General features: G+C 29.6%; 12 protein-coding genes. 4 read left to right on the top strand and 8 right to left on the bottom strand.

Annotation, left to right across the window (positions count from 1 at the left end; translation table 11 throughout):
- Positions 1 to 47: 47 nt before the first annotated feature.
- On the top strand, positions 48 to 428 hold the full coding sequence (locus PHEL85_RS02475) for a Fur family transcriptional regulator (protein ID WP_036823007.1): 381 nt from the start codon (positions 48 to 50) through the stop codon (positions 426 to 428).
- A 682-nt stretch (positions 429 to 1,110) separates the two neighbouring features.
- On the opposite strand, the gene PHEL85_RS02470 is transcribed toward PHEL85_RS02475, so the two are convergent.
- From PHEL85_RS02470 to PHEL85_RS02445, 6 genes are all read right to left on the bottom strand, one after another.
- Positions 1,111 to 2,208: a glycoside hydrolase family 3 N-terminal domain-containing protein gene (locus tag PHEL85_RS02470; RefSeq protein WP_052108429.1), complete on the bottom strand. Its 1,098-nt coding sequence runs from the start codon at positions 2,206 to 2,208 to the stop codon at positions 1,111 to 1,113.
- A 68-nt stretch (positions 2,209 to 2,276) separates the two neighbouring features.
- On the bottom strand, positions 2,277 to 2,642 hold the full coding sequence (locus PHEL85_RS02465; protein ID WP_036820601.1) for a DUF6326 family protein: 366 nt from the start codon (positions 2,640 to 2,642) through the stop codon (positions 2,277 to 2,279).
- A gap of 21 nt (positions 2,643 to 2,663) precedes the next feature.
- Positions 2,664 to 3,281: a hypothetical protein gene (locus PHEL85_RS02460; RefSeq protein ID WP_036820598.1), complete on the bottom strand. Its 618-nt coding sequence runs from the start codon at positions 3,279 to 3,281 to the stop codon at positions 2,664 to 2,666.
- An 83-nt stretch (positions 3,282 to 3,364) separates the two neighbouring features.
- A complete protein-coding gene (locus PHEL85_RS02455; RefSeq protein ID WP_036820596.1) occupies positions 3,365 to 3,943 on the bottom strand; it encodes a Crp/Fnr family transcriptional regulator in 579 nt (192 codons plus the stop codon).
- A 39-nt stretch (positions 3,944 to 3,982) separates the two neighbouring features.
- Positions 3,983 to 4,681 (bottom strand): LytR/AlgR family response regulator transcription factor, encoded by a 699-nt coding sequence (locus tag PHEL85_RS02450; protein ID WP_036820594.1) that lies wholly within the window; start codon positions 4,679 to 4,681, stop codon positions 3,983 to 3,985.
- A 1-nt stretch (position 4,682) separates the two neighbouring features.
- Positions 4,683 to 5,660 carry a sensor histidine kinase gene (locus PHEL85_RS02445; protein WP_036820591.1) on the bottom strand — a complete coding sequence of 326 codons (978 nt, stop codon included), beginning with the start codon at positions 5,658 to 5,660 and terminating at the stop codon, positions 4,683 to 4,685.
- Positions 5,661 to 5,874: 214 nt separating this feature from the next.
- Between PHEL85_RS02445 and PHEL85_RS02440 the strand changes: the two genes are divergently transcribed.
- The 3 genes from PHEL85_RS02440 to PHEL85_RS02430 are packed head-to-tail and all read left to right on the top strand — an operon-like array spanning position 5,875 to position 9,634.
- Complete coding sequence (locus PHEL85_RS02440; RefSeq protein ID WP_036820587.1) at positions 5,875 to 7,197, top strand: serine hydrolase domain-containing protein; 1,323 nt, start codon at positions 5,875 to 5,877, stop codon at positions 7,195 to 7,197.
- A 3-nt stretch (positions 7,198 to 7,200) separates the two neighbouring features.
- Complete coding sequence (locus PHEL85_RS02435) at positions 7,201 to 8,064, top strand: ABC transporter ATP-binding protein (RefSeq protein ID WP_036820582.1); 864 nt, start codon at positions 7,201 to 7,203, stop codon at positions 8,062 to 8,064.
- 22 nt (positions 8,065 to 8,086) lie between these two features.
- On the top strand, positions 8,087 to 9,634 hold the full coding sequence (locus PHEL85_RS02430; RefSeq protein WP_036820578.1) for an ABC transporter permease: 1,548 nt from the start codon (positions 8,087 to 8,089) through the stop codon (positions 9,632 to 9,634).
- 397 nt (positions 9,635 to 10,031) lie between these two features.
- Here the strand turns inward: PHEL85_RS02430 and PHEL85_RS02425 are convergent, their stop codons facing one another.
- On the bottom strand, positions 10,032 to 10,832 hold the full coding sequence (locus PHEL85_RS02425) for a hypothetical protein (protein ID WP_156109079.1): 801 nt from the start codon (positions 10,830 to 10,832) through the stop codon (positions 10,032 to 10,034).
- Between the two features lie 4 nt (positions 10,833 to 10,836).
- Positions 10,837 to 13,023 (bottom strand): hypothetical protein, encoded by a 2,187-nt coding sequence (locus PHEL85_RS02420; protein ID WP_156109077.1) that lies wholly within the window; start codon positions 13,021 to 13,023, stop codon positions 10,837 to 10,839.
- Positions 13,024 to 13,621: the final 598 nt, after the last annotated feature.

The following is a 13,621-nucleotide window of genomic DNA, read 5'->3' as shown; positions in this document are numbered from 1 at the left end:
TATTGCAATTCAATCGCATTAATTTAATGCAAATAAATCGCATTAGCATGAAAAGAAGAAATACACCTGCCAAAGAAGCTATTTTAAATGTATTAAGTAAAGCTGATAAAGCTATGAGTCAAGATGCAATTGAAGAAAAAATTACTATCGATATTAATAGAGCAACTATTTACCGTGTATTAAATCGGTTTTGTGATGATGGCATTTTACATAAAATAATAGCAGAAAGTGGAAAGCAGTATTTTGCTATATGCCTTGACTGTAAAGAAAAACACAATCATAATCACTTCCATTTTAGATGCACTAAATGTGACACTATAGAATGTTTACCTGTTGAAGTCAATTTTTCTGCTCCAGATGGTTACTTAGTTACGGATATGAACTGTGTTTTAACAGGGCTATGTAAAGAATGTTCAACGTTTTTATAATAAAAAATGATATAAGCTTATAAACATTAATAAATTAGAATAGCTTTAATGAACATTAATTACGAATAAGTATTAATTAAATCATGTTTATGATTGCTACTATTTATTAGTTGAAAGTCATTCCACACACATTCACACTTCGCTCCTACCATCGCTTCGGGCAAAGAGTACTTCAATACATTTTTAAAGAAACTTCTAGAAATAAAAAAATCAAGGAAAAGTAGTAGTTTAAACTTCGCTTTTTACCAAATCGACAAAGGAGATTCACGAATATAAAAAAAATAGAAATGCATGAGTAAAGCAAAGTAATCCCGTTTCAAGAACGGGACAGGCGCCACGCAGAACATTATAGTACATTTTTAATTAGGGATTATCCAGTGGATGATTCATAATTAAAAGCTTCCTATTAAAAATATAGCCGTTTTTCAGGCTATTTAGCATAATATCAGTTATAATGGCTGTAAGACTTATATCGTCAGATATTATGTTAAAAGAAATTACAGCTATTTAACTTATAGGTTTATTTGATAGCTATAATTTTACTCAACTCTTTAATATTTAATAAATTGGTTTTCGTGAATGCTATGCATTTCAATACTATGTAAAATAAATATCCCAGAAACATTCTATTTCTATACGATATCCAGTACTTAGGTTATTAAAATTTTAAATATTCAAAATTTTATTCAATCAAACCCAAAAATAATTTCAACCGTATAATTTTCTTAATGGATTGATAAACTTGTTGCTTATAAATAGAATCTTTCTCCATCTCTGCCAATATTGAATGAATCGCTTCAGTCTCATCAATCGGCATCAAAAGCATATCATTTCCCGCTTTTGAGGCCAGTAAAGGTGCGTTATCAATAATAGTAACGGCTTTCATGATGTTAAGAGCATCAGTAATTATAAGGCCTTTAAAACCTAATTGGTTCTTTAATAAACCTGTTACAATATTTCTCGAACAACTTGCAGGAAGACCATTGGTAGTATATGTAGCATTATTGACTATCGTAATATGTGCCATCATTATTGAAAGTACTCCAGCCTCAATAAGTGGTGGATATACATCCAACTCTTGCAACGTTCCATCTATATACACTGATTTTTTATGCGTATCGCCTTTTACCAATCCGTGTCCAGGAAAATGTTTGGCTGTAGCTATAATTCCTTGTTCTTGTGTAGTTTGAATAAATTGTTTGCTCAATGCGATGACCTTTTCTTTATCATTCCCAAAACTTCTGTTTTTAATGGCTTCATTTTGAGGGCTTATATCAGCAACAGGTGCAAAATTTTGACGAAAACCAACTTCAAGTAAATGATTGTTGATAATTTTTGCAATAGAATCTGACTGCTTAACCGTTTTAATATCAATGGTATTCATAAGAGGATTGGTTCCTTGTAATCTACCATTAAACAGACTTGGTTCTGCATCAATTGAGTACAATAATGGCAAGTGATTACGAGTATTATTAATAGCATTAAGACTATCAATCATCCTTTTATGATTTTCCTTGGTGCCTTTAAGAAATACAATCCCTCCTATTTTATGCTCCCTTGCCAATTGTAAAACAACATTTTCAGGCTTCCCCAATTCCCCTGCAGATGTTACAATCATTTGTGCTACACGAGTCGTGTCATTTAGTGAATGAAAGATTTCATCAACTCTATGTTCTATCGCAGGATCATAATTATAAAAATCTTGAAGTTTATGTGATTGTGCATTTACAGTTAAGCAAATGTTTACTATAAATAAGACTTTAAGTATTAATTTAATCATATTATATTTTTTAATAAGTTGTTGTTTTTCTTGTTGTAAAAAATACTCTTTTTTTAGTTAAAGTAATTTTAACTAACCTCCCATTTCCATGCCGTACGGATTATAATGAGTAACGCAATCATCTCTATACCAGCACATATAATATAATGAGGTAATAAACTTCCTCCTCCGATTACGAAGACTAGCGTTATAAAACTAGCAATAATATTCAAAATACGGTTTAATTTAAAGTTTAATGTTCTCGAAAAATAGATCATCAATATAGGAATATTGGTTAAAATTGCTGCAACGGCCATGGTCATTGTTACTTCTCCTATAATGTCTCCTAAAGTATTTTTATTTACAAGTTCTACCATGATTGATAGAATATCAGCAAATAATAAATTAATCATTACTACAATCCACAAGGTAGATAATTTAACTTTTGTATTCATAAATATTTATTTTGCTTGACTTTAAAAATTATATCCGAAATGAAGTCCTGGTTCTCCAAAAAAGAATTTAGAGTATTTATGATCAAGTTGCCTAAAAGAATCTGGCATTGCTGTGTGATATGGCCTATGGGTTATTGCAATAGATGGTTGAATAAAAAATCGATCTCCAAAAAGTTTAAAATGATAACCAAGTCTGTACGTATTAAAAACTTGAAAACCATTGTCAATTTTTTTATCGTTAGTATTTACAAACGATTGCCAAGCACTCATAACATGAACTCCAGTATATAATCCCTTCCACAAAAATCGTTGATAAGCAACAGCAAACCCTTTTTCATGTATATATCCTGGAAATTTTTCTTCTGGTGCATTAAAAGATGGTCCGTAAGGTAATCCTAGAGGCTTGTAATACTTCCAAGTTTTTAGTTCCAACGAAATTGCATCTTTTTCTGTTAAGCGATAGCCAATATTAAATTGTGCAAAATCTGGTTTCTCATTTGGAAATAAATTTCCCAACATAGCAAAAGTGCTTCCAATAAAGTACTTTTTATATATCGTATCAGATTTATGATATTGTGCATTTAACTGTACAGAACTGATGCTAATAAGAATGAGAAATAAGTGTTTTTTAATTTGCATATAAAGGTTTTCATGCAAATTTAAACGGAGCGATACCAATAGTTCGTTCACTTTAGTTAATAAATGTATGGATTCAAATAATATTATTTTGCCCCAACGGAAAGTCTTTTTCGTATTCTACTCAATGATTGTGGTGTAAGACCTAGATAACTTGCTATTTGGTATTGAGGAACTCTTTGAAGTAGTTGAGGCCTTGATTGAAATAAATTTAAATAACGTTGTTCTGGTGAAGATGTTTTAAAATCATCAAAATCTGCTTTGTTTTTGGCAAGTAATTCTTCAGAAAGCACACGGCATAAAGTTTCAAATCTTGGGAATTTTTGAAAGATTTCTTGTTCAATTTCAGAATCAGCTACCATCAATATTGAATCTTCTACACAAGAAATAAAATAATCAGACGTTTTTTTATTAATCTTACATAAAGGTTCTAGAGATTCTGCCTCTGTATAAAATTCGGTTGTTTTTTCAACTCCGTCTACGATGTAAAAAGTTCGAATACAACCCTTAATTACAAAATAACCGTTATCTGATAACTCTCCTTCTTTTAAAAGTTGTGTTCCTTTTTTGAATTGTTTGAATATATCTAATTCTAGAATTGCTTTCTTTTCGTCATCAGTTAATAAGATGTACTTCGAGAGATAATTGAAAAGTATTTGCTCCATTTTCTTTTCTATTTTAATGTAGGTTTATTTTTTTTAAGTCTAAATTTTATCTAAAACATCTTTTCTATATAATTTACCAATAGGCAATTTAATTTCATTCTGAAGTATAATTTGATTACCATCTATTAATTTCAATTTATTAAAATTTATTACAAATGATTTATGGATTCGCAAAAATGAACCTGGAAGTTTAATAAGAAAGTCTGAAAGTGTTTGTGATGTTAAAGTCATCTTATGCGTGTGAATTTTAATATAATTACCATAAGCTTCAATATATTTTATTTCGTTAAAGTTAATTTTAATAATTTTCTTTTCACTCTTAACAAATATTGATGTTGGAGCTTCTTCCCTAACCTCAGTAACTATTTTAGATTCAGTTATTGGTCTTTGCTGAACTTTATTTACAGCTTGTAAAAAACGTTCTAAAGAAAAAGGCTTCAATAAATAGTCTGTTACTGAGAGTTCAAATCCTTCAATTGCATATTCTGGATATGCCGTAGTAATTATAACTGCTGGTTTTTGCTGCATCGTTTTCAACAAACTTAAACCAGAAAGCTTGGGCATATTAATATCTAAAAATAATAAATCGATTGTTTTTTCTTGTAAAATTTCGAGTACTTCAAAAGCGTTTTTACAAGAAGCAACAATTTCAAAATTAGGAAGTGCTTCCATATAGTTCTCTAAAATTTGACGTGCTATTGGTTCATCATCTGCAATGATACATTGTAATTTCTTCATTTTACAAATTAAGTTTTAGTACAACACTAAAAATTCTGTTATTTTTATTTGTTGTTAATTTATGTTTATCTGAATAGATTAATGCCAATCTTTTCTTTGCATTTTTTAAGCCTATTCCGCTTTTACTCTTTTCTAAATTTTCTTCATTTAAATCAAATTTATCAATTGTATTTTCACATTTAAAAATTATACTGTTGCCTTCTTCTTTTATAGAAACAGATACACTACTCTTTTTAGTTTCCAAAACCCCTAAGTGTTTAAAAGCGTTTTCAACAAAAACTATCAATAACATAGGTGCTATTTTTTTTGATGATAAATTGCCTGATTTTGTATATTGAATATTGGTTTTATCTTCTAACCTAATTTTTTCTAAAGACATATAATTCTCTAAATAAGTAATCTCCTTTTCTAAAGGAACTAAGGTTTCTTTTGTTTCATACAAACTATAACGTAATAAATCAGACAATTTTAGCATCAAATTTGGTAATTTATCTGATTTTATTACAGATAATCCATACAAGTTATTAAGAGTATTGAATAAAAAATGTGGGTTTAACTGTGCTTTTAGAAGCTTTAACTCGGCTTCTTTTTCTTGTTGTCGTCTAGTAAAACTATCTCTTGCTAATTTAATTGCTGATGAAAAAACCATTGCTAAAATCATTATTCCAAAAAAGTTAATTAACATTCTTAGCTCAAAATCTTGTTTTGATACAACAGTTATTAATAAAACAGAAACTGCTGTAAAACATAAAATATTTACAAGAAAAAAAAGGAAGAATAGTATTGTTTTTTTTCTTAAAAAAGGAAGAACAAATAAATTATTTACATAAACGGCTGGGACTAATAAAAGAATAATAAAAAGTGATGTTAGAACTCTATTTTCAGATTGTACAGTACTTAATAAAATTAAAAAAAAGAAAAACCAAATAAATAGGTTTTGTACAATTTTATTATCTATCCAAGAATCTAGTTTTGACATTTTAGTTGTTTAATTATACATTCAAAAATAGCAATTCATCTATCAATCTCCATTTTTTAATGATGAACGTTCATTAATGAAGTTCAAACATACCATTTTTAATGATAACAGTGCTTTTTAAAGGTTATCATTTTATAAAAGACGTTTGTCATTCTTTTTTTTAGGTATTGAAGAATTGTATGAGTTTTGTATCAAACTTTAAAACAAGACAAATATGAAAACTTTACAACAACTTGCAATTTTAGTATTTTTAGGAATACAATGTATTTCTTATGGACAAGAAAACAAACTAGACATTATTAAACAAAAATTTGATCCATTATTAACAGAACAGAATAAGGGTGTAGCCGTTCTTATTAAAAAAGACAAAGAGATAAAAACACTAAGTCTTGGTAGTTTTAATCTAAACGAAAACAATGTTTTTAATATAGGTAGTGCAACCAAAACTTTTACTGCTATTCTATTTCTTCAAGAGATGGAAAAAGGTAATATACATTTAACAGATAGTATTGGAACATACCTTACTCCAATTAAAAACGTACCTCAATGTTTAACCATTGAGGCCTTATTAACGCATGAAAGTGGATTAGATGAAATTATAGGACGAAATATTGAAACCATTTTTTATGCAAAAAATGACTCTTTATACAATGATAACTTGCTAAATCAAGTAGAAAAAAACGATCCGAAAATGATTGACAAGTATGATTATTGCAATACAAACTATTTTTTACTAGGAAGAATTATTGAAAAAGTAACAGATCAAAGTTATTTCGATTTGGTTAGAGAACGTATTATTACTCCGCTTAAAATGGAAAATACATATCCTTATGTGCATAAAAATTTACCAAATTTAGCGACTCCATTTCATCAAGAAAAAGACGTAACAGACTATTTAGATTATAAATACTATGCAAATATTGCATACGCTGCAGGAAGTATTGCCTCTACGCTATCGGATATGGAAATATTTTACACTTCTTTATTTGAAACAGAAATTTTGCTAAAAAAAGAAACTGTAAAACAAATGATAGAGTCTGGGAATGATTCTTATGGTCTTGGTCTTATGAAATCTAGTTATGATGGCAAAAAACTAGTTGGGCATGGAGGAAATAATATTGGATATTCTTTTAGAAACAACTATGATCCAGAAACAAAGAATCTATATTTAATGTTTAATAATACTCATAGAATGCCATTAAACGAGTCCTTAAAAAACGATTTGTTAGCATATTTAGACAATAAAGAAATTGAAAAATTCAACAATGTTAATATTGATAATTTCAAAAAATTCGTGGGAAAATATTTACTTAAAGAAGCAAACTTAATTTTTGAAATTGCACAAGAAAACGGCAAATTATTTTTAATAGCAGAAGCACAAGGAATAAAAAGTAAATTGACTCAAAAAAACTCAACTACACTTTATGACACAACAGTTGGTGCTACACTGGAAGTTGTAGATGGAAATGAAAATGCATTAACATTTTCTCAAAATGGATTTACAACAATTATCAATAAGGTAATTACTAAAAGTTAAATTATGAAATTAGAAATACAAAATGTATCAAAACGATACAATAAAAATAAATACGGATTAAAAGACTTTTCAATTACTATAGAAAAAGGAATTTTAGGGTTATTAGGACCAAATGGTGCAGGAAAATCGACCTTATTAAAAATGATAGCAACCGTTAACAAACCCACAGATGGAATCATTAGTTTAAATAAAAATAACATTGCAAAAGATCCAAATTATATGCGAAAACAATTAGGTTTTTTGCCTCAAGATTTTGGTGTATACCCAAACCTAAACGCTTATGAGTTTTTAGAATATATGGCTGCTATGAAAGGTATAGGAGGAGAAAATCTAAAACCAAGAATCACACAATTATTGGAAGGTTTGAACCTAATAGATTCGGATAAAAAACCAATAGGAAGCTATTCTGGAGGAATGAAACAACGTGTTGGAATTGCACAAGTATTACTAAACAACCCTATAATTGTGATTTTTGATGAACCTACAGTTGGTTTAGATCCAGAAGAACGTGTACGTTTTAGAAATTTGATTTCTGATTTAGCAAACGATTGTATTGTTATTCTTTCTTCTCATATCGTGTCTGATATAGATACTATTGCTGATAAAGTTGCAATTATGAAAAATGGGACCTTAATAACACATGGAGATCAAGAAAACACCATAGATACTGTAACTGGAAAAGTATTTGAAACTACAATTAATAAAGAGGAATTAACAACTTTTAAAACACAACAAATAGTTGTAAGTACTTCTCGAAAAAACAGTGAATTGATTGTAAGATATATTGCTGAAACTCCTGTTAAAAATTCAACTAGTAAAGAAGCAAATTTAGAAGATGCTTACTTATACCTGACCAAAATTAATTAAGTCACTATTAAAAAATCAACTTATGAAATCTTTCATCAACATTATAAAATCTGACTATTTACAACGCACAAGAGGTTATGCGTTTTTAATTACTCTTTGTGCGAGTTTAGCAATTTCCTATACATTTGTTCCTGAACCAAATGCCAGCTATTCTACGATTAGAATTGCTGATTATGTTGGCTATTACAATTCTGCTTGGTTTGGTTATGTTACTGCAATTATGACTAGTATTTTTTTATCATTAATTGGATTTTATTTAGTGAATAGTAGCATTAAAACAGATATAAACTCAAGAGTAGGTCAGATTATTGCAACTACAAAAATCAATAATTTTAATTATTTATTTTCTAAAGTAATCAGTAATTTTTTAGTCTTATTAACAATTGTTTTAATTGTTTTTATAATGAGTGTTTTACTCTTTTTCTTGTATAATGATGGGTATTCATTTGATCTATTTCAATTTATAAAACCATATATACTCATTACAATTCCTGCAATGTTTATCATTTCGGTTTTAGCAATTGTTTTTGAAGTTTTTTTAGGAAAATATTCTGTAGTTCAAAATATTGGATTCTTCATTATATTTTCAATTCTAATGGTATTTTCTCCTAAAACTGAAACAGAATATTGTTTAGATATTTTTGGAAGTAAAATTGTGATGCATCAATTAGAAGAAAGTGTTCGGATAATTACGAATACTGATAAAAACACCGATTTGAGTATTGGCTACATATTAGGAAATGTAAAAAAACCAAGTAAGTTTGAGTTTAACGGAGTTAATTTTCCAACTTCATTTATTTTAAGTCGTTTTATTTGGATTGCTATAGGTATACTCATAATCTTTATGATTTCGCCCTTATTTCATCGATTTAATATAAAAGAACATCGTTCCATAAAGAAATCTATAAATGCAGTTAATAAACCAAGTAACTTAAATGATATTAATTTATCAAACTTACCCAAACCTCAAATAACTCGCAGTATTTTTCCTTTATTAAAAGTAGAATTATTATTGTTATTTAGAAAAGGTAAAAAATGGTTATGGATAGTAAATATTGTTGGTATGGTTTTACTTTTAGTACTTCCTTTAAAAATAGCACATCAAATGATCTTACCAATTTTATGGTTTTTACAAGTAAATAGAGTCTCAGATATAACCACAAAAGAAATTACAAACAATGTTCATTATTTTGCATTTACTTCTTACAATCCTATTCGTAGGTTATTATTCTCACAAATATTTTCGGTTATTTTTTTAATGCTATTATTGGCTTTTCCATTATTAATTCGTTTAGTATTATCATTTCAATTTACTGCAGTTATATCAATATTATTAGGTGGTATTTTTATTGTACTTCTTGCTGCTATATTGGGTATATACTCAAAAGGAGAGAAACTATTTGAAGTGCTTTTTTTTATGATCACCTATGCAAATATTAACGGAATTATTTTTGTTGATTATTTTGGTGGTTTCGATCATCCTAAATTTTATTTAATACAACTTGCTGTTTTAATTATTATTTTAGGAACTATTAGTTTTTTAAAACGGAAATATGAATTATATAAATAATATTTTATGTCATTCCAATTCCCCTCACATTGCACTACGCTCCTATCGTTGTTTCGTATAATAAGTGTTCCATTAACATTGCAGAAGAAGCTTTTAAGCATAATTTTTTTTAAGAAACTGTAGTTTGCCAAAGCGCTAGCTGACCCATTCACTAAAAAGGTTTACCAGATCTTTTATTAACGCTCTGTCCTGCTTTTAACCAAATCGACAAAGGAGATTCACGAATACAAAAAAAATAGAAATGCATGAGTAAAGCAAAGTAATCCCGTTTCAAGAACGGGACAGGCGCCACACAGAACATTATAGCACATTTTTAATTAGGGATTATCCAGTGGATGATTAAATATTAAAACAATGAGTTTGCCTTCAATGAGAATATGTATTTACCGTAAAATCTCTATATTTCAACAAAATTCTGAATTTCTTTGGCCAGTATCTGTGATGATTTATGTACCTTTTTCTGGAACTCTTTAAAATTGGTTGGGCAATTATACATATAAGCTCCAAAATACAGTGTAATTACAGGATTGATGTCTTTTATGGTACTAAAACCAATATGGCGAAAATGAATATCTTGACAGTTATTATTGTTAAGCTGACTTTGAAAGCTATTAGGCAAGTCTTTTATTATAAAATCTACTCTTGGGTGCCAAAAAAAAGGAATGTAGTATTCTTTGATGCTTCCGTTCTGGTATTGCGTTAATACTCCAGACTCTTTGCTAATTTGATAATATGAAGATAGTTTTAGAAATGTTTCTTGTAAATCACTATGAATCCAAGGCAAAGTAGTTTCTAATACATTTTCTGAGCTAAAATATTTAAATTTATAAGTACTGGTTTTTATTATTTTCCCGTTTGTATTCCAGTAAAAAGCTTCCATTTTTCGTTCTCCCAACACTGTTGTATAATCTAAGTACAATCCGTAGGGTTTTGTTGCATCAGAAACACTCCCTCCTATTCCTTGAGTTCTACAAAATGCTAACAGATTTTGTTGTTTAACTAACAATTCTTTAGGGCAGTTGAGATGGATTAATGCTTCAGTAAGGTATCGGGAAGACTCCGTAGTATCTTCTGATGCATCAATCCAAAATAATGCATTATTTCTTACATCACATGTATCTGTTGTTACTTCTATAGAATACTCTGCACGCAAATTGGTTATAGTGTTAAAGTAGGTATTTACAATAGAAAGTATCATACAATTACCAGTTGGTAGGGTTTAAGTATTTAATGATGTTTTTTACTACTTTACCAAAATCGCCTGCTACTTCTTCAAACTTTCCTCCCATATCAACAAAAGTATCTGCAATTATTTGCCCAGGGATTCCAGCTACAGATAGTAAATCTCCTGCTCCTTTAGCGCTTTCTTCCATAAGGTTTACAACAGAATATGTAACCGTTGATACCGCAAACTGATTCATATTTACCAGCATATTAGTAATTCCCTGTTTATTACTATCCCAAGTAGTTGGATATTGTAATTTAATGTTCTTCACTAAAGAATCAGCATTAAAACTTAACAAAGAACCTAATTTTGGAATCAAAGTGAATACGGAGGTTAAGGGTGTTGTTAAGATACTTAATCCGTCAACAGCAAATTTAGACACATCATTCTGAATTGGTTTTGGAATCAGTTTTTTGGCAAGACCTTCTACCCATAAAGCAGGTTTTGATCTAAATAAAGAAGAAATTCCTAGAGGATTACTACCTATAGCAGTAGTTAATGTAGTAAGCATGCTAGCTATAGAGGTACAACCACTTAAATTTACATTGTTTGCAAGGTTTATTGTATTTCCTAAAATGGTTACATTTAAATCTGCAGTAAATGTGGTTTGGGTTACTGATATAGAAGCACTAATACCTTCTTTAGCCAAAATAGAACTTCCTAAATCACTTGCTATAGTAATAATTCCGTTGGGCATATCAAAAGAAAAAGTTCCTGCTAAGGTATCTTTATTCATAGTGAAAGAGGCTTCTTCTTTGATTAGAATATTATTCAAAGACATGCTCATAGATGCCCCATTTTTACTAAAATTAACCGATACAGAAGTGTTGATGACATCTAAAAGGCTTACTGTAGCATTTCCTTGGATGACTGGAATCTTATCTTTTTCTAAATCCATTTTAAATACTGCACCACCACTCTTAGCAATAGTGGTTTTTGGTGCTGATTGTATTTTATCGTATTCCTTTTTTGTTTTCGGAATGGTTCCATTACTAATGGTTTCTTTCCTTTTCACTGCTGTTGCTGTTCCTCCTAAAGAAAAAACAGTCAACGATCCTACCTTAAGAGCAACAGGACCATCCATTTGAAGCGTACCCTTTGCTGTTGTTCCTTTGGCATAGGTAACGGCTGTATAGAAATCGAATCCTAATAAATTTACATCAGCATTGAAAGAAGTACCCGCAGGTGCTAGTACACCGTCTGGTAAAGTAACTGCTTGCTTTCCCCAAGAGAATTTTGGATTTTTTAAGTTAAAAGGAATCTCTGGTGTTGGAAATGCCAACCCTATAAATCCGAGTGCTGTGGCAAGACTTATATCATTTACACTAAAAGAAACGTATATTGGAATCGGTTCTCCTTCTACATCGCATACCAATGCAAACTCTTTTACTTTAATTTGCTCATACGATGAAGAGATGGTTCCTGCTACCTCAATCCCTAATAGAGCTCCTGGTGGTTCTAATAAAATTCCTACACTAGCACCAAAACTCTTTAAGTCGATGGAGATATTGCTAAACTCAGAAGGCAATTTTAATAATTCTACTTTATGTTTAAAAGTGTCATAGAAATTCCCTTGAATGGCAGTCAATCCTGTTTTTGAGAAGGTCAGACTAAAATTAAAGAAGATGTCTAGCGATTGATGACTAAATAATGGAATGTCGAAATTTCCACCAAAACTAAAAGAAGCATTTGCCCATTTACCATCTTCAAATATCGAAGTAATGTTTACTCCAGGGTTGTTAATAGAAACCTTTTTATTACCTAAAGGAAGCTTGAAAGTTCTGGCCACAAACTGAATAGAAACAGTTGTTTTGCTTTTAGAATTCAATGTAATAAGTATTAATACATCAAGATCCTTTACATTGTCCATCAACATACGATCATCAAATGGCAAGCCTAGGAGGTGAAAAGGAATCCAATTTATAAATCCCATTTTACAATGCAAACTCGCTTGTACAGGGTATGCCCCGTTTGGCGAAGGAGTTACTTTAAAAGAAGGCTTTAAAAAAATAAGTTCTGGGTATCCATCTGGTAATAGAAAGTGCTGGTCTTTTAAATATGAATTTAATTTGTACGGATTGAAAAAGTTATGATGTTCATGAGGTTGTTTAGAGGGTGAGTTGGTGTGATGTGATGGAGTTACATGGTGTTTACGGCTTGACATAAGATATAGTTTTGTGTGCCGACGACAGTATCTTATCTGTAATAGAAATTATGAGACGGCACTGTGTATTAATCTATAAAAACAATAGTTTTATAACATTGGTTATCACAAATTTATAAAACTAATAAGTATAAATAAAGCGTAGAAATACGCGTTTTGAAAACCAAGAAAAATTACCAAATGCTAAAAAAAGACCAATACAACTAGAGATAATTATTAAGCCCCTACTTTTTTTATTAAAAACAGATTTATTTAATTATATTAAAATGATTAAATAAATATCAAAATTATCATAATCTCTATTTTCAGAACATAAGAGTAATTTTACAGTAAAGTAATAGTTACTCATAATATTATTTATTTGAGATGATTTTAGTAATTTATTGTTCAATATACACATTACGCTTCCCTCCTTTCGTTATCTCGACTACGCTCTATACAGGCTAATATAAAAGTGTTTACGCGCCCACTGTATTTTAATAAATAGATGCTCATGAATCTCGTAAACTCGATTTCATAAACATTATAGAAGAAGCTTTTAAGCATAAATTTTTTAAAGAAACTGTAGTTTGCCAAAGCGTCAGCTGGCCCATTCGCT

This window comes from Polaribacter sp. Hel1_85 (assembly GCF_000766795.1).
Lineage (GTDB): Bacteria > Bacteroidota > Bacteroidia > Flavobacteriales > Flavobacteriaceae > Polaribacter.
The sequence above is the reverse complement of the archived record's forward strand: the minus strand, read 5'-3'. Positions and strand labels throughout refer to the sequence as shown.